21 protein-coding genes are annotated in these 25202 nt (G+C 67.2%); 10 read left to right on the top strand and 11 right to left on the bottom strand.

Features of this window, described 5'->3' with window-relative positions; translation table 11 throughout:
• Positions 1-6: 6 nt before the first annotated feature.
• The gene (locus AC07O3_RS32470; protein ID WP_093059100.1) at positions 7-372 is read left to right on the top strand and encodes an SPW repeat protein; all 366 of its coding nucleotides are present in this window, start codon (positions 7-9) and stop codon (positions 370-372) included.
• Positions 373-429: 57 nt separating this feature from the next.
• Here AC07O3_RS32470 and AC07O3_RS32465 read toward each other — a convergent pair whose 3' ends face one another.
• From AC07O3_RS32465 to AC07O3_RS32450, 4 genes are all read right to left on the bottom strand, one after another.
• A complete protein-coding gene (locus AC07O3_RS32465) occupies positions 430-1932 on the bottom strand; it encodes an efflux transporter outer membrane subunit (protein ID WP_093082355.1) in 1503 nt (500 codons plus the stop codon).
• A 13-nt stretch (positions 1933-1945) separates the two neighbouring features.
• The gene (locus AC07O3_RS32460) at positions 1946-5218 is read right to left on the bottom strand and encodes an efflux RND transporter permease subunit (RefSeq protein WP_495341300.1); all 3273 of its coding nucleotides are present in this window, start codon (positions 5216-5218) and stop codon (positions 1946-1948) included.
• 517 nt (positions 5219-5735) lie between these two features.
• Complete coding sequence (locus tag AC07O3_RS32455) at positions 5736-8855, bottom strand: efflux RND transporter permease subunit (RefSeq protein ID WP_495341299.1); 3120 nt, start codon at positions 8853-8855, stop codon at positions 5736-5738.
• Between the two features lie 37 nt (positions 8856-8892).
• Entirely contained in the window at positions 8893-10485 is a 1593-nt protein-coding gene (locus AC07O3_RS32450) for an efflux RND transporter periplasmic adaptor subunit (RefSeq protein WP_495341298.1), read from the bottom strand.
• Between the two features lie 268 nt (positions 10486-10753).
• Here AC07O3_RS32450 and AC07O3_RS32445 point away from each other — a divergent pair, with 268 nt between their 5' ends.
• The 5 genes from AC07O3_RS32445 to AC07O3_RS32425 are packed head-to-tail and all read left to right on the top strand — an operon-like array spanning position 10754 to position 14489.
• Entirely contained in the window at positions 10754-11275 is a 522-nt protein-coding gene (locus AC07O3_RS32445; protein ID WP_093059199.1) for a DUF6622 family protein, read from the top strand.
• 39 nt (positions 11276-11314) lie between these two features.
• Positions 11315-12277, top strand: a complete 963-nt coding sequence (locus AC07O3_RS32440; protein ID WP_495341297.1) for a sterol desaturase family protein — start codon at positions 11315-11317, stop codon at positions 12275-12277.
• Positions 12274-12570, top strand: coding sequence for a 2TM domain-containing protein (locus tag AC07O3_RS32435; RefSeq protein ID WP_097199539.1), 297 nt, complete (start codon positions 12274-12276; stop codon positions 12568-12570). The genes AC07O3_RS32440 and AC07O3_RS32435 overlap by 4 nt, the downstream gene beginning before the upstream one ends.
• Before the next feature lie 53 nt (positions 12571-12623).
• A complete protein-coding gene (locus AC07O3_RS32430; RefSeq protein WP_495341296.1) occupies positions 12624-13637 on the top strand; it encodes a sensor histidine kinase in 1014 nt (337 codons plus the stop codon).
• Positions 13638-13661: 24 nt separating this feature from the next.
• Positions 13662-14489 carry a LytR/AlgR family response regulator transcription factor gene (locus tag AC07O3_RS32425; protein WP_307617253.1) on the top strand — a complete coding sequence of 276 codons (828 nt, stop codon included), beginning with the start codon at positions 13662-13664 and terminating at the stop codon, positions 14487-14489.
• Positions 14490-14570: 81 nt separating this feature from the next.
• Here AC07O3_RS32425 and AC07O3_RS32420 read toward each other — a convergent pair whose 3' ends face one another.
• On the bottom strand, positions 14571-14912 hold the full coding sequence (locus AC07O3_RS32420; RefSeq protein WP_093059189.1) for a hypothetical protein: 342 nt from the start codon (positions 14910-14912) through the stop codon (positions 14571-14573).
• A gap of 148 nt (positions 14913-15060) precedes the next feature.
• On the opposite strand from AC07O3_RS32420, the gene AC07O3_RS32415 reads away from it, so the two are divergent.
• Entirely contained in the window at positions 15061-16875 is a 1815-nt protein-coding gene (locus tag AC07O3_RS32415; RefSeq protein WP_097199542.1) for a glutamine--tRNA ligase/YqeY domain fusion protein, read from the top strand.
• 19 nt (positions 16876-16894) lie between these two features.
• Here AC07O3_RS32415 and AC07O3_RS32410 read toward each other — a convergent pair whose 3' ends face one another.
• Positions 16895-17197 (bottom strand): hypothetical protein, encoded by a 303-nt coding sequence (locus AC07O3_RS32410; protein WP_495341295.1) that lies wholly within the window; start codon positions 17195-17197, stop codon positions 16895-16897.
• An 85-nt stretch (positions 17198-17282) separates the two neighbouring features.
• On the opposite strand from AC07O3_RS32410, the gene AC07O3_RS32405 reads away from it, so the two are divergent.
• Both AC07O3_RS32405 and AC07O3_RS32400 read left to right on the top strand, forming a co-directional pair.
• Complete coding sequence (locus AC07O3_RS32405) at positions 17283-17834, top strand: pseudouridine synthase (protein ID WP_093059185.1); 552 nt, start codon at positions 17283-17285, stop codon at positions 17832-17834.
• Positions 17835-17896: 62 nt separating this feature from the next.
• Entirely contained in the window at positions 17897-18796 is a 900-nt protein-coding gene (locus AC07O3_RS32400) for a peptidoglycan DD-metalloendopeptidase family protein (protein WP_495341294.1), read from the top strand.
• A gap of 24 nt (positions 18797-18820) precedes the next feature.
• Here the strand turns inward: AC07O3_RS32400 and AC07O3_RS32395 are convergent, their stop codons facing one another.
• From AC07O3_RS32395 to AC07O3_RS32385, 3 genes are all read right to left on the bottom strand, one after another.
• Complete coding sequence (locus tag AC07O3_RS32395) at positions 18821-19756, bottom strand: M14 family metallopeptidase (RefSeq protein WP_495341293.1); 936 nt, start codon at positions 19754-19756, stop codon at positions 18821-18823.
• A gap of 110 nt (positions 19757-19866) precedes the next feature.
• On the bottom strand, positions 19867-21069 hold the full coding sequence (locus AC07O3_RS32390; RefSeq protein ID WP_093059179.1) for an ammonium transporter: 1203 nt from the start codon (positions 21067-21069) through the stop codon (positions 19867-19869).
• A 151-nt stretch (positions 21070-21220) separates the two neighbouring features.
• A complete protein-coding gene (locus AC07O3_RS32385) occupies positions 21221-22114 on the bottom strand; it encodes a LytTR family DNA-binding domain-containing protein (RefSeq protein WP_093177785.1) in 894 nt (297 codons plus the stop codon).
• 162 nt (positions 22115-22276) lie between these two features.
• On the opposite strand from AC07O3_RS32385, the gene AC07O3_RS32380 reads away from it, so the two are divergent.
• Positions 22277-23497, top strand: coding sequence for an acyltransferase family protein (locus tag AC07O3_RS32380; RefSeq protein ID WP_495341292.1), 1221 nt, complete (start codon positions 22277-22279; stop codon positions 23495-23497).
• Here AC07O3_RS32380 and AC07O3_RS32375 read toward each other — a convergent pair.
• Together AC07O3_RS32375 and AC07O3_RS32370 are read right to left on the bottom strand one after the other, a co-directional pair.
• Positions 23427-23861, bottom strand: coding sequence for a PaaI family thioesterase (locus AC07O3_RS32375; protein WP_495341291.1), 435 nt, complete (start codon positions 23859-23861; stop codon positions 23427-23429). The two genes, AC07O3_RS32380 and AC07O3_RS32375, sit on opposite strands and share 71 nt — an antisense overlap.
• Before the next feature lie 139 nt (positions 23862-24000).
• Complete coding sequence (locus tag AC07O3_RS32370; protein ID WP_495341290.1) at positions 24001-25095, bottom strand: suppressor of fused domain protein; 1095 nt, start codon at positions 25093-25095, stop codon at positions 24001-24003.
• Between the last annotated feature and the right edge of the window lie 107 nt (positions 25096-25202).

The following is a 25202-nucleotide window of genomic DNA, read 5'->3' as shown; positions in this document are numbered from 1 at the left end:
ATGACCATGAAGCAAGTGAAGCATTGGCAAGACCCCGTCAACGCCGTCGCCGGCGCCTGGCTGATCGTCTCGCCCTGGGTCCTGGGCTTTTCGGACCTGACGCCCGCCATGTGGACGATGGTGGCGACCGGCATCGTGCTCGGCGCGGTGGCGCTCGGTGCGACCTTCGTGCCCCGACAGTGGGAAGAATGGACCGAGGTCGCGCTGGCGGCCTGGCTCGCGATATCGCCCTGGGTGGTCGGCTTCCGTGGCGTCGAGACGGCGATGGTCAATGCGGTGCTCGTCGCCGCGGTGATCCTCGTGCTGGCGCTCTGGGTGCTGGTGACCGACAAGGACTACCTGGGCAACATCAGCGACCGTCCGGCACATTGAGCTGAGCGCCGGGCCTGAGGATGGGCCCAGTGCCCATCCTCCATATCGATCAGCCGCTTACTGCGTGCGCGAAGCGGCGGGTTGCGGTGCTGCCGCGTCCGCTTTGGCGTTGTTGCCATCGCCCATCCACCCAGCCTGCCAGCCCCCGCCCATCGCCTGGATCAGCGCGATGGCCGTGGTCTGGCGACTGACCTGCAACTGCACAAGCGTGCGCCGCGCGCTCAGCGCGGCGGCCTGTGCGGTGACCACGTCGGTGTAGCTCACCTGCGCGGCGCGATAGCGGTTCAGCAACTGCTGCTCGGTCTTGTCGGCCGCAGCCGAGGCCTCGCGGCGGAAGCCCTCCTGCTCGGCGAGCGTCGCGCTCGCGGTGAGCTGGTCTTCCACGGCCTGGAAAGCCGTGAGCACGGTCTGCCGATAGCGCGCCACGCTCGACTCGTAGGAGGCCTTGGCCGAATCGACGTTGGCCGCGATGGCGCCCGCGTCGAACACCACCTGCGCCACCGAGAAGCCCAGCGACCACAGCGAGTTGGCCGAGCTGAACAGGTCCTTCACGCGGCTGGCGCTGCTGCCGACCGAGGCAGTGAGGCCGATGTTCGGAAAGTAGGCTGCGCGCGCAATGCCGATCTGCGAATTGGCCGCCGCCACGGTCCGCTCGGCGGCCGCGATGTCGGGCCGGCGCTGCAGCAGCGTCGAGGGCACGCCGAGCGGCACGCCAGGCACCACGGGCGTCCATTGCGCGGCCGGCAGGCTGAAGTCGGCTGGTGCCACGCCCAGCAACGCGGCAATCGCGTGCTCGTAGGTGGCGCGCGTGCGCTGCAGGCCCACGCGCTCGGCCTTGGCGTTGACAAGCTGCGTCTGCGCCTGCAGCACATCGGTCTGCGCGGCAATGCCGGCCTGATAGCGGTTGCTCGTGATCTCGAAGGCGCGCTGGTAGCCCTGGATGGTTTCGTCGAGCAGCACGATCTCCGTGTCGGCCTCGCGCAGCGAGAAGTAGTTGGTGGCCAGGTCGCCGATGGCCGACAGGCGCGCCGCGGCCAAGTCGGCCTCGCTCGCCTGGGCATTGGCCTGCGCGCTGCTCACGGCTTCGCGCAAGCGGCCCCACACGTCCGGCGTCCAGCTGGCACCCAGCGTGGCCGAGAAGGCATTCGAAGGACTCGACGTGCTGCTGCCGCCCACCGTGCCCGAGCGCTTGCCGCTGCCGTCCAGCGACACCGACGGGAACAGCGCCGCCCGCTCGCCGCGCACCAGCGCCTGGGCCTGCGAATAGTTGGCCACCGCCGCGGCGATGTTCTGGTTCGACACCTGCACGCGGCCGGCCAGTTCGTCGAGCGTGGCATCGCCGAACAGCTTCCACCATTCGCCGCGGTCGAGCGCATCGGCCGGCGCGGCGGGCAGCCAGCCTTCGGCGGTCTTCTGCTCCTTCCAGTTGACGGAAGCTGCGGTGGTGGGCTGTTCGTAGCGCGGGCCGACGGAGCAGCCGGCGAGCACAGCAGCCAGAGCGAGCGCCGAGAGCGGGAAGCGGCTCGCGCGGAAGGAGGAAAAGGAAAGCAGTGCGTTCATGGCGGTGTTGTTCTCAAGCTGGCGCGACCCGGCTCAGTTCGTGTTCGTTCTTGCCGCGGCGGCGCAATTTGTCGAGCAGCAGATAGACGACCGGCGTCGTCAGCAGGGTCAGCAGCTGGCTGGCGATCAGCCCTCCGATGATGGCCACGCCCAGCGGCCGGCGCAGCTCGGCACCCTCCCCGAAGCCGATGGCCAGCGGCAGTGCGCCCAGTGCGGCCGCCAGCGTGGTCATCAGGATCGGGCGGAAGCGCAGCAGGCAGGCCTCGCGCACCGCCTCCAGCGGCGAGAGCCCGCGCGAGCGCTCGGCCTCCAGTGCGAAGTCGATGATCAGAATGGCATTCTTCTTCACGATGCCGATCAGCAGGAACACGCCGATCAGCGCAATGATCGAGAACTCCATGCGGAACATCAGCAGCGCCAGCACCGCGCCCACGCCAGCCGACGGCAGCGTCGACAGCACGGTGATCGGATGCACCAGGCTCTCGTACAGGATGCCCAGCACGATGTAGATCACGATCAGCGCGGCCAGGATCAGTATGGCCTGCTGGCCCTGCGACTGCTGCGCGCTGGCCGCCGTGCCGGCGAAGGCGCCGCGCACGTTGGTGGGCATCGCGATGTTGGCCTCGGCCTTGGCAATGGCCTCGCGCGCATCGCCGAGGTTCGCGCCTTCGGCGAGGTTGAACGAGATGGTGGTCGCCAGTTCGCCGTCCTCGTGGCTCACCGAGGTGGCGACGGATTGCTCTTCGAACTTCGCCACCGCCGACAGCGGCACGAGCGCAGTGGCCGTGTTGCTCAGCACGTTGCCGGTCGATGCGCTGCGCAGGCCCGCGTTGGCCGACACCGGCACGGAGGTGCTGCTGGCTGTGCTCGAGGACGACGACGAACTTGAACTCGTCGACGTCGTGGTGCTCGCCGCCACCTGCGTGGTCACGGTCTGGCCCGCCACCACCGTTGTCTTGGTGGCCGGCACGTACACGTCGCTCAGGGCATTGGGACTGCGCGCGTAGCGCGGCGCCCATTCCATCACCACGTGGTACTGGTTCAGCTCGGTGTAGATGGTCGCCACCTGACGCTGCCCGAAGGCGTTGTAGAGCGCGTTGTCGACGGCCGTGGAAGTAAGGCCCAGCCGGCGCGCGCTGTCGGGGTCGACCTTGGCCACCGTCTCCACGCCGTTCTCGTCCTGGTCGGTGTCGATGTCGGTCAGCACCGGCTGCATCTTCAGCTCGTCAGACAGCTTCAGGGCCCAGGTGCGCAGGTCGGCGAGGTTGTCGCTCTTGAGCGTGTACTGGTAGGTGGAATTGCTGGCGCGGCCGCCCGAGCGCACGTCCTGCACGGTGCCCAGGAACACACGCAGGCCCGTTACTTCGTTGAGCTGTGGCCGCAGCCGCGCGATCACGGCCAGGCCGCTGTCCTTGCGCTGGTTGGCCGGCTTCAGGTTGACGAACATGAAGCCGCCCCCTGCCCGGCCTGCGCCGGTGAAGCCGACCACGGTGTCGACCGCCTCGTCCTTGCGGATGATGTCGACCACCTGCCGCAGCTTGGCGGCCAGCGCCTGCGACGAAATGCTCTGGTCCGCGCGCAGGCCGCCGTTGAGCTGCCCGCTGTCCTGCTGCGGGAAGAAGCCCTTGGGTGCGGCGCTGAAGAGATACACATTGAGCCCGACCACCGCCACCAGGATCAGCATGACCAGCGCCTTGCTGTCGAGCGCCCAGTCGAGGCTGGTCTCGTAGCGCTTGAGCACCCAGTCGTAGCTGCTTGCCGCCATGCGACCGAAGCGGCCCTGCGGCTTGCTCTTGTCATGCTCACCACCGGGCTTGAGCAGCCACGCGCACATCATGGGCGTGGTGGTCAGCGAGATGACGAGCGAGATCATCACCGCCGCCGACAGCGTCACCGCGAACTCGCGGAACAGCCGGCCCACCTGTCCGCCCATGAACAGCAGCGGAATGAACACCGCCACCAGTGACACGCTGATCGACAGCACGGTGAAGCCCACTTCCTTCGCGCCCAGCAGCGCCGCCTTCATGCGCGTCATGCCCGACTCGATGTGCCGGCTGGTGTTTTCGAGCACGACGATCGCGTCGTCCACCACGAAGCCGGTGGCCACCGTGAGCGCCATCAGGCTCAGGTTGTTGAGGCTGAAGCCCAGCAGGTACATGACTCCGAAAGTGCCCAGCAGCGCCGCCACCGTGGCCACCGCAGGCACGATGGTCGCGCGCACACTGCGCAGGAACAGGCTGACCACCAGCACCACCAGGATGACCGAGATGACCAGCGTGAGCTCGACCTCGCGCAGCGAGCCGCGGATGGAGTTGGTGCTGTCCGACGCCACCTGCAGCGTGACGTCTGGCGGCAGCTGAGCCTGCAGCTCGGGCAGCAGCGCGCGCACGCTGTCGACGGTCTCGATGATGTTGGCCGAGGGCTGCCGCGTGATCAGCACGATGATCGCGGGCTCGCCGTTGAACAGGCCCAGCGTGCGCGTGTCTTCCACGCCATCGACCACCTCGGCCACGTCCTGCAGGCGCACGGCCGCGCCGTTGCGCCAGGCGATGACCATCGGGGCGTAGTCGCTGGCACGCAGGGCCGGTGTCTGCGTGTAGATCTGCAGCTTGCGGCCCTCGCCCTGGACCATGCCCTTGGGGCGGTTGGCGTTGGAGGCCTGGATGGCGGCGCGCACGTCTTCGGTGCTGATGCCGTAGCGGCTGAGCGCGAACGGCAGCAGCTCGATGCGCACAGCCGGGAGCGAGCCGCCGCCGATTTCCACGTCGCCCACGCCATCTACCTGGGACAGGCGCTGGCTGACGATGTTCGAGACGGCGTCGTAGATCTGGCCCGGGGTCTTGGTCTTGGACGTGAGGGCCAGGATGATGACCGGCGAGGCGGCGGGGTTGGCCTTGCGGTAGGTCGGGTTGCTTCTCAGTGTGGCGGGCAGGTCGACGCGGCTGGCGTTGATGGCGGCCTGGACTTCTCTGGCCGCGCCGTCGATGTTGCGGCTCAGGTCGAATTGCAGGGTGACTCGGGCGGAGCCTACCGAGCTAGTGGACGTCATTTCGTTGACGCCTGCGATGGTGCCCAGGTGGCGCTCCAGTGGGGTTGCTACGCTGGTTGCCATCGTCTCGGGGCTTGCTCCGGGGATGGAAGCTCTTACTGAGATGACTGGGTAATCGACTTGGGGGAGTGGGGAGACTGGGAGGACGAAGAATGCGGCTATGCCTGCCAGGGCTATGCCTATGGTCAGTAGGACTGTGCCTATGGGGCGGCGGACGAAAGGTAATGAGAGATTCATCGCTGCTCTCCTTGCGGAGGGCTGAGGCCGGGTCTCGCCCCGGCGGGCGAGCTACTTTCTTTTGCTTCGCCAAAAGAAAGTAGCCAAAGAAAAGGCGACCCTACTGTCTGCGACCCCTTCGCTGCGCTACGGGGCAGCCAGAGGGGAGGTGGAGACAACACGGGCCTTTGCTTCGCTCGGCCCCCATGCGGCTGCAGGCGCGCAGCGCCTGCAGCCGCACCGCGCCGAGCGCAGCGATGGCCCGCCCGGTTCCCCAATCCCTTCTGGCTGCGCCGAGGAGCGCAGACGTAGGAGGGATCAGGGCCGCAGCTGTTTGAGCGCAACGCAGTGGAGCGAGTTCTGCGGACCCCCTCCGCAGTCGAGCACCGCAGGTTGCCCGTAGCGAAGCGAAGGGACGCAGACAGTAGGGTCGCCTTTCTTTTGCCTACTTTTCTTTGGCGAAGCAAAGAAAAGTAGGTCGCCCGCCGGGGCGAGACCCGGCCCCGGAAAGCAAACAAGCAGCAAGAGAAAAACCGGCTCAAACCGCTTCCTCCTCAATCACAGCCCGCCGAGAACTCCCCCCACCCAACCGATCAAACGCAAGGTAGATCACAGGCGTAGTGAACAAGGTCAGCAGTTGGCTGACGATCAACCCCCCAAAAATCGCCAACCCCAACGGACGCCGCAATTCAGCACCTTCGCCGAAGCTCAGCATCAGGGGAACGGCCGCAAACAAGGCAGCCAGCGTAGTCATCAAGATAGGCCGAAACCGCAGCAAAGCAGCCTGATGAATAGCCTCCCGAGGAGACTTCCCCTGAGTCCGCTCAGCATCGATAGCAAAGTCGATCATCATGATCGCGTTCTTCTTCACGATGCCGATCAGCAGAATGATCCCGATGATCCCGATCACCCCCAGGTCGTTGCCGGTGATCATCAAGGCAAGCAAGGCCCCGACGCCGGCCGAAGGCAGCGTAGACAAGATAGTCAGCGGATGCACGTAGCTCTCGTACAGCACCCCCAGCACGATGTACACGCAAACCACCGCCGCCAGAATCAGCCACAACTGGTTAGACAGCGACTTCTCGTACGCCCCTGAAGCCCCCAGGAAGGTCATCGTCACGCTGCTGGGCAGCCCGATCTCCTTCGCAGCCGCCCTGATCGCATCGACCGAAGACCCAAGCGAAACCCCGGGCGCCGTATCGAAGTTCAGCGTGCTCGCCGGGTACTGCGCCACGTGCGTGATCTGCAGCGGCGCCTGCTGCTCGGTGATGTCCGCAATCGCGGACAGCGGCGTCGCGGTGCCGGAGCCGGCGATCAGGCTCAGCTGCCCCAGCGTCTGCGGCGTATTCACCATGCCGGGACGCGCTTCGAGAATCACCCGGTACTGGTTTGTCTCGGTGAAGATCGTCGACACGATGCGCTGGCCGAAGGCGCTGTACAGCGCATCGTCCACCGTGCTGGCCGTGATCGACAGCCGCGCCGCGGTGTCGCGGTTCACGTTGACGAACGCCGCCAAGCCCTGCGCGCCGGCATCGCTGCTCACGTTGCGCACCTTGTCCGATGTCTGCAGCTTCGCCACGAGCTTCTTCATCCACTCGGTGATCGCGGCGCTGTCTACGCCCTCCAGCGACACGCGGTACTCGGTCGGGCCGGTCTCGGCGTCGATGGTCAGGTCTTGCGTGGGCTGCAGGTACAGCGTGACGCCGGCCACCTGCCGCACGCGCTCGCGCAGCCTGTCCATCACGTCCTGCTGGTTGCCGCGGCTCTTCGTCAGGTTGATGAGCATGCTGCCGGTGTGCAGCATGGTGTTGTTGGCCGCGTCCACACCAACGAAGGAGCTGAGGTTCTCGACCTCGGGGTCTTCGAGAATGGCCTGCGCCGCCTGCAACTGCAGCTGCGACATGCGGTCGAAGGACACGTCCTGCGCGGCCTGCACGCGGGCCTGCAGCTGGCCGGTGTCCTGCGTAGGGAACAGGCCCTTCGGGATCGTGAGGTACAGCACCACCGTCAGCACCATGGTCAGCAGCGCGACCAGCAGCGTGAGCGGCTGGTGCTCGATCACCCAGTGCAGCGAGCGGTCGTAACGCTCCATCACGCCGCTGAAGAAACGCTGCGCGCGCGCGCCGAAGCCATGGCCGGCCGGGTCTTTCTTTTCTTCGTGCTTGAGCCAGCGCGCCGACATCATCGGCACCAGCGTGAGCGACACCACGGCCGAGATCAGGATGGTGATGGCCAGCGTCACCGCGAACTCACGGAACAGGCGGCCCACCACGTCACCCATGAAGAGCAGCGGAATCAGCACCGCGATGAGCGACACGGTCAGCGAGATGATGGTGAAGCCGATCTGCGTCGCGCCCTTGAACGCGGCCTGCAGCGGTTTTTCGCCCTCTTCGATGTAGCGCGCGATGTTTTCGATCATCACGATCGCGTCGTCCACCACGAAGCCGGTGGCAATGGTCAGCGCCATCAGGCTCAGGTTGTTCAGGCTGTAGCCCAGCAGGTACATCAGCCCGAAGGTGCCGATGAGCGAGATGGGCACCGCAATGCTTGCGATGACGGTGGCGCGCAGGCTACCCAGGAAGGCGAAGATCACCAGCACCACCAGCACCACGGCCAGCACCAGTTCCATCTCGACGTGCTGGACCGACGCGCGGATGCCGGCCGTGCGATCGCTGAGCACCTCGATCTTCAGCCCTGCGGGCAAGCCGGCCTGCAGCTCGGGCAACTGCTTCTTGATGGCATCGACGGTGGCGATCACGTTGGCGCCGGGCTGGCGCTGCACGTTCATGATGATCGCGGGCGACAGCTTGTTGGTGCCGTCGGCCTTGTTGCCGGCCCAGGCGCTCAGCTGGTTGTTCTCGGCGCTGTTGACCACCTGCGCCACGTCGACCATGCGGATCGGCGCGCCGTTCTTGTACGTGACGATGAGGTTCTTGTAGTCGTCGACCGTGAGCAGCTGGTCGTTCGAGTTGATGGTGTAGGCGCGCTTGGGGCCGTCGAAGCTGCCCTTGGCGCCGTTGGAGTTGGCTGCCGAGATGGCTGTGCGCAGCGTGTCGAGCCCGATGCCGTTGGCTGCCAGCGCCTGCGTGTTGGCCTGGATGCGCACCGCCGGGCGCTGCCCGCCGCTGAGCGAGACCAGCCCCACGCCCGAGACCTGGCTGATCTTCTGCGCGAGCCGGGTGTTGACGAGGTTCTGCACCTCGGTGAGCGGCAGCGTGTCGGACGTGATCGAAAGCGTGAGCACCGGCGCGTCGGCCGGGTTGACCTTGGCGTACACGGGCGGCGCCGGCAGGTCGGCCGGCAGCAGCGAGCCGCCGGCGTTGATGGCGGCCTGCACTTCCTGCTCGGCCACGTCGAGCGTCTGGCCCAGCGAGAACTGCAGCGTGATGATCGACACGCCCGCGGCGCTGGTCGAGCTCATGCGGTCGAGCCCCGACATCTGGCCGAACTGGCGTTCCAGCGGCGCGGTGACGGTGTTGCTCATGACCTCGGGGCTGCCCCCGGGGTAGAGCGTCTGCACCTGGATGGTCGGGTAGTCGACCTGCGGCAATGCCGACAGCGGCAGGAAGCGGAACGCCACCAGGCCGGCCAGCACGATGGCGACCATCAGCAGCGAGGTCGCCACCGGCCGCAGGATGAACGGACGTGACGGGTTCACCGGACAGCCTCCGCGCTACGGCTGCAGCTGCGACCGCTCATGGGCGACGCCCGCCCTGGCCACCTTCGCCACCGCCTTCGGACATGCGCTGCCAGCGCTCCAGTGCCGCCGGGTCGCCACGGTCCAGTGCTTCGAGGAAGCGCTTGCGGCGCTCCAGTTGCTGCGGGTCGTCCTTGGCGGCGTCGAGCATGCGCTGGCGCTGCTCGGCGGTCGGGAGCTTGGCGGGTGTTGCGGGTTCCGCTGCGGGAGCGGCAGCAGCCGGGCCCGATGCACCTGACGCACCTGATGCGCCGCCCTTCGGTGCCGCCGCGCCGCCTTGACGGTGTTGTCCACGGCGCGAACCGCTCGCGGGCGCCGACGCCGCACCGGCCGGGCGTTCGACCTGGGTCTGTACGCGCGCGCCGTCCTTCAGCCGGTCGCCGCCTTCGGTCACGACCTGCTCGCCGGCCTTCAGGCCCGACATGATCGCGACGTTGTCCACGCTCGATTCGCCGCGTGTCACCGGCCGCTGCGACACCGTGCTGTCTTCGTTCAGCACATACACGTAGTCGCCGTTGGGGCCGTGGCGCAGCGCCGTGACCGGCACCACCACCGCGCTGGCCACGGTGCGCAGCAGCAGCCGCAGGTTGACGAACTGGTTCGGGAACAGCGCGCTGTCGGCATTGGCGAATCGGGCCTTGGCCTTGACGGTGCCGGTGGCGGTGTCGACCAGGTTGTCGAGCGTGGAGAAGGCTCCGTTCGCAAGCTGGCGCGTGCGCGTGCGGTCGAAGGCGGTGGCGTCGAGCTTGGCGCCCTGGGCGAGGCGCTCCTGCACTTCGGGCACGCGGTCTTGCGGAATGGCGAATTCGACGTCGATGGGCGCGATCTGCGTGATGGTCGCAATGCCGTTGGTGGTGCCGGTGGAGATGTAGTTGCCCCCGTCCACCGGCCGCAGGCCGATGCGCCCGCTCACCGGCGCGGTGATGCGGCTCCAGGCCAGGTTGAGCTTGGCCGTGTTCTCGTTGGCGCGGTCGATGGCCACGGTGCCTTCGAGCTGCTTGACCAGCGCGGCCTGCGTGTCGACGTCTTGCCGGGCGATGGAGTCCTGCCCCAGCAGGGTCTGGTAGCGCTGCAGCGTGACGCGCGCCGCCGCCAGCTGCGCCTCGTCGCGCTGCCGCGCCCCGCTGGCCTGCCCCAGCGCGTTCTGGAACGGCTGCGGGTCGATGGTGGCGAGCACGTCGCCCTTCTTGACCATCTGTCCTTCCTGGAAGAGCACGGCCGTGAGCACGCCCGACACCTGCGGCTGCACGATCACGTTGGCCAGCGGCGTGACGGTGCCCAGCGCCTCGAGTTGCACCGGGATGTCGGCCTGCCTGGCCGTGGCAACGCCGACCGTGCTGGAGGCCCCGCCGCCGCGCCCACCCGGGCCGCCCGGCCCACCGGGCCCACCACCCTGCCGGCCGGCGCCAGGAGCGCCACCGGGGCCGGCCGCGGGCGTCTTCGACCGCTGGATCAGATACCAGGCGCCGGCACCCAGCGCCACGAGCAGCAGCAGGGTCAGCAGCCCGCCCACCCACCGGCGTCTGCGCACCGTCGGATGTGTTGGCGAGACGGTGGAAGGCAGAGGCTCGGGTGGTTTTTCTTGTTCCATGGGCGGTGCGTGCGAAAGATGCAGGGGGTGCGGACCGGGGTAGTACAGCGCGGAATGGTAGTCCCGCTCTTTGCTGCGCCGTAAAGCGACGGTAAAGCTGTCCGCACGGCATCCGCAATTCACGCCGCCCGGCTGCAATTCGCGCCGCATGCATGCATTCCGTCGCAAGCCGGTGGCTGGGGCGGGCGGGGGCCGGCACAGTCCACTCCATCGATTCCCTTCCGCCCTTTTTCTTCAAGATTTCTTCCACTTCCAACGGAGCGCCACCATGCTGATGCAAATCATCCTTCACACGCCCAAGTGGGTGTTCGCCGTGTTCTTCCTGCTGCTGTGGCTCGGTGCCAAGCAGCTGCTCACCAACGAAGTGAGCCTGAGCCGCGTCACGCTGATGCCGGTGGCCATGGGCGCCCTGTCGATCTACGGCGTGGTCTCCGTCTTCGGCGATTCCTTCGGCGCCCTGCTGGGCTGGGCCGCTGCCGCGGTGGTGATGCTGGCGCTGGTGCTGCAACGCCCGCTGCCCGCCACCACCCGCTACGACGCGGCCGAGCGCCGCTTCCACGTGGCCGGCAGCCCCGTGCCGCTGATGCTCATGATGGGCATCTTCCTGACCAAGTACGTGGTGGGCGTGGCCCTGGCCATGCACCCCGAGGTGCGCCAGCAAGCCGCCTTCGGCCTCGTGATCCCGGTGCTGTACGGCGCCTTCAGCGGTGTCTTCGCGGCCCGTGCGGTGCGCCTGTGGAAGCTGGCCATCCGCACTGACGCTATGTCGGCCACGGCCCGCGCGGCCTAAGATTCCCTCGGCCACGACTTTCATCCAGGACCCGCCACCATGAACGCGCTCTTGCTGATCCTCAAGATCTCCGTCACGGTGGTGCTCGTCGCCTCCATTGCCGAGGCGCTCGTGCTGTCCTGGCGCAACGGCTGGCGCAGCTACGACTGGAAGGCGGCCGGCGTCTCGGTGGTCGACTTTCTTGTGCGCGAGTACCCGTTGCGCTGGCTGCTGCCGCTGGCCTTCTGGACCGGCGCGATGAACTGGTTCTATGACCACCGCCTCTTCACCCTGCCGATGGACCACTGGAGCGGCTGGGCCGCCTGCTTCATCGGCCAGGAGTTCTGCTATTACTGGTACCACCGCGCGGCGCACCGGGTGCGCTGGTTCTGGTGCACCCATTCCATCCACCATTCGCCGAACCAGCTGAACCTGTCGGCCGCCTACCGCTTCGGCTGGACCGGCCGCCTCACCGGCACGCTGGCCTTCTTCATGCTGGCGCCGCTCCTGGGCATGCCGCCCCGGGTGATCCTGCTGATGCTCACGCTGAACCTGCTGTACCAGTTCTGGATTCACGCAACCTGGATCCCGCGCCTCGGGCCCCTCGAATGGGTGCTGAACACGCCCTCGGCCCACCGCGTGCACCACGCCTCGAACCTGGAATACCTGGACGGCAACTACGGCGGCGTGCTCATCGTGTTCGACCGCCTGTTCGGCACCTACATTCCGGAGCGCGCCGACCTTCCCTGCCGCTACGGGCTGGTGAACCCGATCACCTCGCACAACCTCTTCGAGATCGAGTTCAGCCAGTGGCGCGCGCTGTTGCGCGACCTGGCATCGGCCCGCTCGGTGCGCGCCTTCGTCGGCTACCTCGTGAAGCCGCCGGGCTGGAAGCCCGACGGGCCTGGCGAGACGACCGAGGAACTGCGGCAGCGCGCGGCATTGCAGGCGGCACCGCCGCCACAGTCGCCGCAGCCCGCCTCTTCCGATTTCATTCCTGTCCAATACAAGGAGCTGTCATGACTTCTCTTGCATCGAACTCTTCCCGCTCCGACGTCGAGCGCCTCGCACGCCGCCGCGCCGGCGCCAAGATGGGCTGGTACATCCACGCCTTCGTCTACGTGGTGGTCAACCTGGGCCTCGTCACGATCTCGGCCGCAAACGGCCGCACCTGGGCGATGTACCCGCTCATGGGCTGGGGGCTGGGCCTGCTGATCCACGGCGCCGTCGTCTGGTTCGTGGCGCCCGGCGGCGGCTTCTACGACAGGCTGGTGGAGCGCGAACGCCGCGCGCTGGACGCCGGGAACCGCGGGTGAGCCTGGACCAGGCTGCCACCAACCAAAGGTTCAGGGCTGAAAACCTGAAGTCCATGCTGCGGCATGGCCTGATCACCGCTGTCTTCTGCTGCCTCATTGCCACCGTGATGACCATCACCGGCGGCGGCAACTGGGCCGGCCACCTGGTCTATTCGCTGTCGATCGGCACCGTGAGCTGGCTGTTCATCGACGGCGGCCGGCTCCTGATCAGCGGGCACCGTGAAAACCTCTGGCCCGGATGGCCGGGGGGCTTTCTCCTGATCGCGGCGGGCGCGGCCGTCGGCTTCTTTGTCGGCAACCTCATCGGCGACGCCTTGTTCGGCGCACCCGCATTCGACTTTCTCGAATTTAAGGGCCACAAGCTGGCCACCGGCGTCACGATCACCATCATCGCGACGGTCGGCATGTGCTTCTTCTTCTACAGCCTCGGCAAGAGCAAGCACATGCAGAGCCAGATCGACCTGGCGCAACGCAACGCCACCGAGGCGCGGCTCAAGCTGCTCGAAACGCAGCTGGAGCCGCACATGCTCTTCAACACGCTGGCCAACCTGCGCGTGCTGATCACCGTCGACCCGCCGCGCGCCGTGGCCATGCTCGACCGGCTCAACAGCTACCTGCGCATGACGCTCAGCGGCTCGCGCGCGCTGTCGCATCCGCTGTCGGCCGAGTTCGAGCGGCTGGGCGACTACCTGGAACTGATGTCGGTGCGCATGGGCGAACGCCTGCGCTACACGCTCGACCTGCCGGAAGACCTGCGCGATGCGCCCGTACCGCCGCTGCTGTTGCAGCCGCTGGTGGAAAACAGCATCCGCCACGGGCTGGAGCCGAAGGTGGAAGGCGGCGAGATTGTCGTACGCGCCCGCAGGGAAGCGGGCCAGCTGGTGATCGAGGTGAGCGACACCGGCGTGGGCCTTGATGCAGCGCCGCCTTCGGAAGGCAGCAGTTTCGGGCTGGAGCAGGTGCGCGACCGGCTGGCCACCATGTACGGCGACCGGGGGCACATGAAGCTGGCGCCCTCGCCCAGCGGCGGCACCAGCGCCACGCTGAGCTTCCCTACGCCTGCCTGAACACGACACAACAACAGCGACAAGATGAACCCCACCGCCCTCATCGCCGAAGACGAGCCCCTGCTCGCGCAGGCCCTCAAGGCCGAACTGGCCGCTGTCTGGCCCGAACTGCAGATCGTCGCCACCGCCGGCGACGGTCGCAGCGCCGTGCGCGAAGCGCTGCGCCTGCTGCCGCAGGTGCTGTTCTTCGACATCCGCATGCCCGGCCTCGACGGCCTCGGCGCCGCCGCCGAACTGGCCGATTGCTGGCCCACCGACGAGGCGCCAATGCCGCAGCTGGTGTTCGTGACGGCTTATGACGAATACGCCACCCGCGCCTTCGATGCGCAGGCCATCGACTACGTGCTCAAGCCCCTGCAGCCCGAGCGCCTGCGCAAGACCGTGAGCCGGCTGCAGCAGGCGCTGTCCGCGCGACAACCGGAGCCCACGCCCGCCCTGGCCGACGCGGCGCTCGAACAGACGCTCGCCCAATGGCGCCAGGTGCTGACGGCCGCCGGTGCCGGAACTGCGGCCGCCCCCGCCCCGCTGCGCATGATCGCCGCCAGCGACGCCGGCGGTAGCACCGTGCGCATGGTGCCCATCGACGAGGTGCTGTATTTCGAAGCGGCCGACAAATACCTGCGCGTGCTGACCGCCACGCACGAATACCTGATCCGCACGCCGCTCAAGCAGTTGCTGCCCCAGCTCGATGCCGACACCTTCTGGCAGGTGCACCGGGCGGTGGTGGTGCGCAGCGCGGCCATCGAGTCGGTGCATCGCGACGAGGCCGGCAAGCTTCATCTGATGCTGCGGGGGCGGGCGGAGAAGATTCCGGTCAGCCGCCTGTACGCCCATCTCTTTCGCGCCATGTGAAATCGGCCAAGGCGCACCCAAAGAAAAAGCCGGCCCTTTCGGGGCCGGCTTTTTTCATTCAGTCACGAATGCCGTGGCGTTTTAGCGCCAGTGGCCATGGCCGCGGTAGTAGCCACGACCGTAGTAGCGCGGGCCGTAATACGCCGGCGGAGCGTAGTAGACCGGGGCCGGACGGTAGTACACCGGCGGCGGCGCGTAGTAGGCGGGCGCTGGCGGGGCGTAATAGACAGGGGCCGGCGGCGCGTAGACCGGGGCCGGGTAGTAGGCCGGACCGCCCACGCCCACAGCCACGCCGGGAACGCCGACACCGATGGACCAGCTGACGTCGCTGCGGGCGCTGGCCGAAGTGGCGGCAAACAATGCACCGGCTGCCACGACGCCTGCGGCGGCCCATTTGAAGAAGGTTGAACGTGTGAGGCTCATGATTCGGACTCCTTGTTACGGTGGGCTGCGTTCGGGTGTGAACCGCCCATGTGTGTATTGAACGCGGCAATTGCAAAGGGGGTGCACCGGGCAATGTGAAGAACGTTGCCAAAGGTAACTCATAGGGGGTGACCCCTAAAATGCAACGATGACCTCCCCGACCGACAAAAACGGCGCCAAAACGACCGCTGCCCCGAGCAATTTCCTGCGCCACGTGATCGAGAACGACCTCGCACAGGGTGCCTATTCTGGCCGCAAATGGGGCGGTTCGCCCGGCAACGCCGCCCATCACGCCCAGGGCATGGTCGATCCGGCCAAGGTGCGCATGCGCTTTCCGCCCGAGCCCAACGGCTACCTGCACATCGGCCACGCCAAGAGCATCTGGCTCAATTTCGAGCTGGCCAAGGAATACGGCGGCGTGAGCCACCTGCGCTTCGACGACACCAACCCCGAGAAGGAAGACCAGGAATACGTCGACTCCATCCGCGACGCGGTGAAGTGGCTCGGCTACGAAACCTACCTAGCCGACCGCCCCAGCGCCCCCGGCACGCTGCAGCCGCACGAATACTTCGCAAGCGACTACTTCGACTTCATGTACGAGGCCGCCGAATACCTCATCGGCGCCGGCCTCGCCTACGTCGACGAGCAAACCGCCGACGAAGTGCGCGCGAACCGCGGCGACTTCAACACGCCCGGCACCGACAGCCCCTTCCGCACCCGCACGCCCGAAGAAAACCTGGCGCGCTTCCGCGCCATGCGCGACGGCCAGGTGGCCGACGGCGCCGCCATCCTGCGCGCCAGGATCGACATGGCCAGCACCAACATCAACATGCGCGACCCCGCGCTGTACCGCGTGCGCCGGGCCACCCACCACAACACCGGCGACAAGTGGTGCATCTACCCGATGTACACCTACGCGCACCCCATCGAAGATGCGCTGGAGCAGATCACCCACTCCATCTGCACCCTGGAATTCGAAGACCAGCGCCCCTTCTACGACTGGCTGCTCGACCGCCTCGCCGAAGGCGGCCTCGTCGCCAGCCCGCATCCGCGCCAGTACGAATTCGCGCGCCTCAACGTGACCCACGTGCTCACCAGCAAGCGCAAGCTGCGCCAGCTGGTCGAAGAAAAATACGTCGACGGCTGGGACGACCCGCGCATGCCCACCATTGCCGGCCTGCGCCGCCGCGGCTATACGCCCGAGGCGCTGCGCCTGTTCTGCGAGCGCAGCGGCACCACCAAGTCGGGCGGCTGGATCGACTACGCCAGCCTCGAAGCCGCGCTGCGCGACACCCTCGACCCCGTCGCCCCGCGCGCCATGGCCGTGCTCGACCCGGTGAAGCTCGTCATCACCAACTGGGGCGAGCTGATGGGCGGCGACGACGTGCTCGACGACTGCTCGGCGCCCGTGCACCCGCACCACCCCGAAATGGGCAAGCGCGACTTCAAGCTCGGCCGCGAGGTGTGGATCGAACGCACCGACTACGAAGAAGTGCAGCCCAAGGGCTTCTTCCGCCTGTTCCCCGGCAACAAGGTGCGGCTGAAGTACGGCCACGTCATCGAATGCACCGGCGGCACCAAGGATGCGAGCGGCAAGCTCGTCGAAGTGCAGGCCACGCTGGTGCCCGACACCAAGAGCGGCACGCCGGGCGCGGACGCGATCAAGGTGAAGGGCAACATCACCTGGGTGGCGGCTGCGGATGCAGTGCAGGCCGAAGTGCGGCTGTACGAGCGGCTGTTCGCGGCAGCGAACCCGGGCAGCGGCGAGCTGCTGGACGAGCTGAACAAGCAGAGCCTTGAAGTCTGCTCGGCGTTCGTCGAGCCTTCGCTGGCCAAGGCCGAACCCGGCGTCGGGATCCAGTTCGAGCGGCACGGGTACTTCGTGCGCGATTCGAAGGGCGGCACGGACGGCAAGCTGGTGTTCAACCGCGCGGCCGGCATGCGGGACAGCTGGGGCAAGTAACCCGGTCGTTCCTGGCTATTTATTCGGGCCGCTTGTAGATCACGCCGATCACCGCGCTGTTCTCATCGGTGGTGCACACGGCGGAGCGGCCCTGCGGCCCGACCTTCAGGTTGATCGTGTAGACGCCGTCGCGCGGCGTCGTCCCCTTGTCCGCGACGATGCTGCCCGGCGGCACCCTGAGTTCGCGCGCAGCCGCAGCCACGCAGTTCTTGACGCTCGCCTCGGGCGCGCCGCCCACGCGGATGCCTGGGCTGTTGCACGCCGCCAGCAGAAGGCCTGCAATCGCGGCGCAGGCAAGATGGATGAAGCTTCGCATCGTCATTCCAGGTTCTCCTGTGTGATGAACCGATTGGAGCTACCAGGGCCATCGAATGTTGCAGGACAGACCCAGGCTATCCTGTCGGCCAATGAATTTTCCGAGCCCTTCTTCCCGCCTGATCCGCTTCAACAAGCCTTACGGCGTACTCAGCCAGTTCACGCCCGAGGGCCGCTGGCGTGGCCTGAAAGACTTCATCGACATCCCTGACGTCTACGTCGCCGGCCGGCTCGATGCCGACAGCGAGGGCCTGCTGCTGCTCACCGACGACGGCAAGCTCCAGGCACGCATCGCCGATCCGCGCTTCAAGATGGAGAAGATCTACTGGGTGCAGGTGGAAGGCGTGCCGACCGAAGCGGCACTCACCTCCTTGCGCAGCGGCGTGCAGCTCAACGACGGCCTCACACGCCCCGCGAGGGCACGCCTGCTCGACCCACCACCCGAAGTGTGGGAGCGACAGCCGCCCATTCGCGAGCGCAAGAGCATTCCCACCGCGTGGCTGGAGCTGGCGATCAGCGAAGGCCGCAACCGCCAGGTGCGGCGCATGACGGCGGCCGTGGGGCTGCCAACGCTGCGCCTGATCCGCGCCGCCATCGGGCCTCATACGCTCGACGGACTGGCGCCCGGCACCTGGCGCGAATAGACAACCGGCGCGGCGACGCACGAACAGCCGTACAACCTTCATTCATTCTTCAAGCCTCTTCCATGCACATCCCCGATCTCGCTTCCCTCGTTCTGAACCGCCGCAGCACCGTGCTCGGCGTCATCGGCTTGCTTGCATTGCCCGCAACGCACGCCAACGCCGCAACCCCGGCCAAGACGAAGAAACAACCGGCGCAGCCCGGCGTATGGCCACACGCGTCCCAGGTGCCGGGCGGCGTGGCCCGCTTGTCGCTCGGCCCATCGGCGAAGCGGCCTCAGGCCTTCGCGGGCGACGTGCCTTTGCTGGTGCTGGGCGATGCCATCGAATGGACCGCACTGGTCGGCATTCCGCTCGCAGCCGAACCCGGCGAGGCCAGCATCGCGATGCGCGCCGAAGGCAAGCCCGAGCGCCAGATCGCCTACACGGTGGCCCCGAAGCAATACCGCGAACAACGCCTGACGGTGGCGCCCCGCACGGTCGACCTGTCGCCCGAGGACCAGGCCCGCTACGAGCGCGAACGCGACCACCAGGCCACCGTGATGGCCACGCTCACGGACATGCGGGCGGATGCGTCACTGCAGATGCGCGTGCCCGTGCCGGGCCGCCGCTCAAGTTCATTCGGCCTGCGCCGGGTGTTCAACGGCCAGTCGCGCAATCCGCACAGCGGGATGGACATCGCGGCGGGCACAGGCACGCCGGTGCTGGCGCCGCTACCCGGGAAGGTAATCGACACGGGGGACTATTTCTTCAACGGCGGCACCGTGTGGCTCGACCATGGTGGCGGCTTGCTCACGATGTACTGCCATCTGAGCCGGGTCGATGTGAAAGTCGGCGATGTGCTGAAGACCGGCGAGCCGTTGGCCGCCGTGGGTGCGACCGGCCGGGTGACTGGGCCGCACCTGCATTGGTCCGTGATGCTGAACCGGGCGATGGTGGACCCGGCGCTGTTCATCGCGGCCTGAGGCAGACAGGAGACCGGCTCAGCCTCAAATCGGCTTGGTCAGATACACCGCCTCGCGCCCCACGATCGCGCGCTGCGCCGGCATGAAGATCGTGCAGTCGTCGCACAGCGCGCGGATTTCCTCCGCACCGTTGGTGGCGATCAACTCGCCCTTCGCAAAGGTCTCGAAGCCGATCAGCGGCCGCACGAACGCAAAGTCCGCCGACTTGATGACATACGTCTGCAGCAGCTGAAAGCGCCGCTGCGGTTCGGGCGGCGGCGTGGCCGGGTCCTTGTCGACGAGGCCGAAGTACGCAAGGAAGTCGTAGGTGACGGCTGTGGCCAGTTCCGACGCGGAGCGCAAGAAGTGCTGGCCGCACTCGACCACCATCGCCACGCCCTTGCCGTCCGGGCCGCCGTGGCTGCCGTACTGGATCAGCGGCGTGCCCGAGCCCAGGCCGTCGGGCATCACGAGGTGCACCGACGGGCGGCCGATGGCCAGTGCGACCTTGGCGTTGCGCTCGAATGCCGGGTAGACCCAGAAGGGCACGACGGGCTGGCTGGTCGAATGGATGTCGAGGATGTGATCGGCCGCGTCCACCACCGGACGCAGGATGCGCGCACGGCTCAGCTCGGGGCTGTCTTCGGTGCCATCGAGCCACTCGGGCGACCAGATGCGGTTGAGGTTGTGCACGAGCTGGCGGCTGTCGAAGGGCAGCGCCTCGTTGAACGACTCGTACGCTGCCACGTTGGCAAAACTCACTGTGAGCGTGCCGATCTTCGGGCGCACGTCGTTGTCGAGCAGGTGGGTGGCGGCCGTCATGCCGCAGATTTCGTTGCCGTGCGTCAGCGCGTTGATCAGCACGTGCGGGCCGGGCTTGCCGGACTCGAAGCGGTGCACGTAGTCGACGCCGGTGTTGCCCTTGCGGTAGGCGGAGAGGTCGCGGGGGAGGACTTCGAGGGCGGGGGGAGATTGGGTCATGGGCGTCAGAAAATGGAACGAAGCGGTCCGGCAAGTTTGCTACAGGGCGCGCGTTCGTGCTGAGCGGCCCTGCGCGAAGCAAACACAGACCCGCCCTGCCGCACTGGTGACTACCAGTTGACCTCGCGCTCCGGCGTGGCCGAGATGTGGTGAATCGACAGGTCAGCGCCGTCGTATTCCTCCTCCTGCGACAACCGCAGCCCCAGCGAGGCCTTCAGCGCGCCGTACACCGCCGCGCCCGCCAGCCCCGCCCATGCCACGCCGATGACGGTGCCGATGAGCTGCGCCCACACGTTCACACCGCCGATGCCACCCAGCGCCTGCGTGCCGAAGATGCCCGCCGCTATACCGCCCCAGGTGCCGCACAGGCCGTGCAGCGGCCACACACCGAGCACGTCGTCGATCTTCCATTTGTTCTGCGTGAGCGTGAACATCTTGACGAAGATGGCGCCCGCCACGCCGCCCACCACCAGCGCGCCCAGCGGGTGCATCAGGTCGGAGCCGGCGCACACGGCCACGAGCCCCGCGAGCGGGCCGTTGTAGACGAAGCCCGGGTCGTTCTTGCCCATTGCCAGCGCCACCAGCGTGCCGCCGACCATCGCCATCAGCGAGTTGACGGCCACCAGGCCCGAAATCTTGTCGATGCTCTGCGCGCTCATCACGTTGAAGCCGAACCAGCCTACGCACAGCACCCACGCGCCCAGCGCCAGGAACGGAATGTTCGACGGCGGATGCGCGCTCAGCGAGCCGTCGCCCCGGTAGCGGTTGCGCCGCGCGCCCAGCAGCAGCACCGCCGGCAGCGCCAGCCAGCCGCCCACCGCGTGCACTACCACCGAGCCCGCGAAGTCATGGAACTCATGGCCGGTGAGCGAGGCAATCCAGCCCTGGATGCCGAAGTGCTTGTTCCAGGCGATGCCCTCGTACAGCGGGTAGACGAAGCCGACGATCACCGCCGTGGCGATCAGCTGCGGCCAGAACTTGGCGCGCTCTGCAATGCCGCCCGAAATGATGGCCGGGATGGCCGCCGCGAAAGTGAGCAAAAAGAAAAACTTCACCAGCTCGTAGCCGCTTCTTGCCGACAGTTCGGTGGCGCTCACGAAGAAATGCGTGCCGTAGGCCACGCCATAGCCCACCAGAAAATACACGATGGTCGAGACCGAGAAGTCGACCAGGATCTTCACCAGCGCATTGACCTGGTTCTTCTTGCGCACTGTCCCCAGTTCGAGAAAAGCAAAACCGGCGTGCATGGCCAGGACCATGATGGCGCCGAGAAGGATGAACAGCGCGTCTGCGCCCTGTTTGAGTGCGTCCATTGGAGCTTCTTGCTGATTTTTGGTTTGAATTGGTGCGCCGCACCCGAATCACCCGGAGCGGCGGGCCAATGAAGCAAAAATGGTGCCCAAAGCTCTTCGATGGTGCGTTGTGAACCAATAGCGGGCTTTACTCAGCCCGCGATGCACCGGATCAGCCCGCCCCGGCGCGCAGCGCGTCCCGGTAGCGGCGGCTGCAGGGCACGGTAGTGCCGTCGTGCATGTGCAGCCGGGCGTCGCCACCGTCCAGCGGCTCGATTTCCTTGATACGCCCCAGGTTCACGGCGTGGCTGCGGTGCACGCGCACGAAGCGGGCAGGGTCGAGCTGGGTCAGGAAGTCGGTGAGCGTGGCGCGCAGCAGGTAGTCGTGGCCGTTGACGTGCAGGCCGACGTAGTTGCCCTCGGCCTGGAGCCAGTCGATGTCGGTAGCCGCGATGAGGAATTCGCGACGCAGCTTGCGCACCAGAAAGCGCTCGGGGCGCGCAGGCTGCGGGGTTTCGGGTTCGACGGGCTCCGGCTCCGCCGGTGCTTCGGGCGCATCGAGCACCCGCGCCTCGCCCTGCAGCCGCAACATGAACAGCCGGTACGCCCAGATGCCGAAGACGATGCTCGCGTACACCCGCACGTCTTTCAGGTACTCGTAGCCCCACTGGCTGACCCAGCCGCCGAAGTCGTAGCGCTCGCCGGCCATGGCATAGACCAGCGCCCGCAGCCCGAACATGCCCACCACGTGGATCACGCTGAAGACCACGCTGGCCACCGCATGCCAGGCCACGAAGCGCAGCACGTGGGTGCGCACCAGCGGCGACAACCGGCGCTCGACGGCAACCAGCGCCGGAACCAGCAGCAACAGCACCAGGTGGCTCGAACCCTCCCAGGTCGCGACCTCCCAGTTGGCCCGCGGCACGGCGCGCGTGCGCACGTCGACGATCGCCACCATCGTGCTGAACACGGCCTGCAGCGTCATCAGCACGATCCAGAACGCCACCTCCACATAGCGGCGGACTGGCTCGTAGCGCTCGTACAGGTTCTTGCGGGGGTCTCCCATGTCCGGGATTCTCCCGAAAACGGGCCTTGGGGCGGCGAATTTCGTCCCTTTTCGTCCCTCAGGGCCACCGCTCGTCACAAAGCGCGGGCGATCCGTCCCCCGGGCGTGCCACGCGGGGAACACGAGGCCGAGCATCGCCGCTTCCAGCTTCAAGGAGCCCCGATGACCACCCAAAACCTCCCGCCCGACCATCGCCGCCACGACATCGACGCCCTGCGCGCGCTGGCCTTCCTCTTCGTCATCCTCTATCACGTGGGCATGTACTACGTGGCCGACTGGCCGTGGCACCTCAAGAGCCCGCATGCGGCCGAATGGCTGCAGTGGCCGATGCGCATCCTGAACCTCTGGCGCATGGATCTCGTCTTCCTGATCTCCGGCGTGTCGCTCGGCTTCCTCAGCCGGGGCCAGGGCACCTGGGGCCTGCTGCGCAGCCGGGGCCTTCGGCTGATGCTGCCGCTGGCCTTCGGCATGGCGGTGATCGTGCCCTACCAGGCCTATGCGCAGGGCGTGGCCAGCGGGCTGGTCGCGCCGGGCTTCGGCGCCTTCCTGCTGCGCTACCTGTCGATGGCCGAGCCGTGGCCGAAGCGGGCCTTCGATGGCGCGGAGTTCGGCATCACCTGGAACCATCTCTGGTACCTGCCCTACCTCTTTACCTACACCGCGCTGATCGCGCTGACGCTGCCGCTGTGGAACTCCGCCGCCGGCCAGTGGCTGCGCCGCGGCTTCAACGGCCTGCGTGGCTGGAAGCTGCTGTTGCTGCCTGTGGTGCCGCTGCTCGTCTTCACGATGCTGCTGGCCTCGCGCTTTCCGCCCACGCACAACCTGGTGCGCGACTTCCACCTGCACAGCCTCTACTTCACGATGTTTCTCTACGGCTACTGGATGGGCGTGGACACCGGCGTGTGGAAAGAGCTTGAGCGGCTGCGCCGCGTGTCGCTCGCGCTGGCGGTCGCGGTGATCGCCATCTTCATCGCGCTGCGCACCGGCGCGAAGGGCCAGGCCGCCGGCCCGCTGATGGACACCCTGCGCATGCTCTACCTGTGGCTTGCCGTCGCCACCATCCTCGGCCATGGCCACCGCCACCTGAACCGCCCGTGGCCCTGGCTGCGCTGGGCCAACGAATCGGTGTACCCGTGGTACGTGCTGCACCAGACGCTGATCATCGTCGGCGTGACCGCGCTGGCTCCGCTCGCGCTCGGCCCGGTGATCGAGCCCGCGCTGCTGGTGGCGTTGACGCTTTTCGGCTGCTGGGCGCTGACGGATGGGCTGATCCGCCGCTTCAACGTGCTGCGGCCGCTGTTCGGGCTGAAGCTCAGGCGCGCGGCTTCAGCTGAAGCTCGTCCACGGGAACGAGGATTGCGTTCCCCGTCGCCACGAGCTTGAGAGCATCGTCGACCTTGCCTTCGGGCTGCGCATAGAGCTCGGACGCGACAAACACCTGCTTGCGCCCGGCCTTCGCCACGCGCCCGCGCGCCACGAAGGCACTGCCCACCGCGGGCGACATGAAGTTGACCGAGAAGTGCGAAGTCATCACGCGGCCCGCCAGCGTGCCGGCCGCGTAGCCGCTCACGGTGTCGAGCAACGCGGAGATCATTCCCGCATGGAGGAAGCCGGCGAACTGCCCCATGTCCTCCGCGCGCCAGTTCATGCGCAGTTCCGCCTCGCCGTTGCCGGCCTGGGTGGCCTCGATGCCGGCCCAGCGATTGAAGGAAGCGGCCGCGTTGGTGGCCTTGACGATCTCGAGCATGGCGTGTCCTTTGCGAGTGGGTGAGAAGTGGTTCGATCCACTCTACGAACCGCTCATGGCAAACGCCGTCACACGCGTGACGAAAGGGGTCGTGCTAAGTTGCATTGGCGACAGCGGCGCCCATCGCGCCGACCAGCAATCAGCCGACGGTGCGCACCACATTTCCCTGCGGATCCCTGATCGTCGTCTTCTGGACCTTCCAGCGCACAGCGCCGAAGCCCGGCACCTCATACGTGCCCGCGACCGGCTTCAGCGTGCGGGCCAGTTCGCGCACGGTGGCGTCGCTCAGGTGCAATGTCAGCTTGCCGTCTTCCTCGGCCACGCGGTCGGCATCACCGTGCTCGAAGACCAGCGCGCGCTCGCGGCTCGCAAAATGAAACCCGCGGCCGAAGGGCAGTCGCAACGGCAGCAGCGCGACCAGTTCGTCGACCTGGCGTGCGCCGACCGTGATCTCGGTGACCGGCGCGCGCAGCAGCCGCTTGCTCGTCTCCCAGCCGAGCACGTCGGTGAAGAGAAAACCGCTGGACGAACCGTCGCGCGCCGCGCCCTCCTCCACGCGCCGGCGCACCTCGGGGTCGTCGAGCAGCGAAGGCCGCGCGAGGTCGGTCACCCACAGCGGCATCGCGGGCAGCAGCGCATCAAGCAGCTTGCGCGTGTCCCAGCGCTTGCATGCCCGTTCCTCGTCTTCCGTCAGCCCGACGACCTGGAGGAAACGCATGCGCCCGTTCGGCGTGTCGATGGCCGGCAGCTCAGGGTCGAACACGAAGCCCATCGAGCAGATCAGCGTCTCGCGCTCCAGCGCGATGGGGCCGTTGGCGGTCATCCAGTGGCCGTCGTCGAATACGTTGCCGCTCTTGAACACGTAGCGCGCGAGGTTCTGCAGGAAGTTGATGGCCCATGCGGGCGGCTCGGCCTCGTCGGGCTCGCAGGCCAGGCGAAAAGTCAGCTCGAAACCGTAGCCGCTGGTGTCGGCATCGCCCGATTCCTTGGCGTACAGCTCGCTGAGCCCATAGCTGAGGTAGTGCCAGTGCGACACCGGCTCCATGCGCTTCCACACGCTCACGCCGTCGAGCGGATCGGGCCCGCCGAACATCCACTTGAGGACGGTGGCGTAGTGCTTCGGCTCCTGGCCCGGATAGAGGCGCTCCAGTGCGGCGGTGATGGCGTCCCAGCCCGGCGAGAGGTTTTCGTCGTCGCCAGCGTTGTCGTCCTGGCCCTGCGCTGCTTGCGTCATGTCGCTCCTTGCGATGTCGATGACCGGCAAGCCTACACCGGGCCATCCTCAGGCCCGTGTCAGGCCGGCGTGGCATCCTCGGGCGTCGAATTGCTTTTTTCGGGAGA

The sequence above is a fragment of the Variovorax sp. GW821-FHT09D05 genome, from assembly GCF_059416325.1.
Note: the sequence above shows the minus strand (reverse complement) of the source record. Positions and strands in the feature narration are given on the sequence as shown.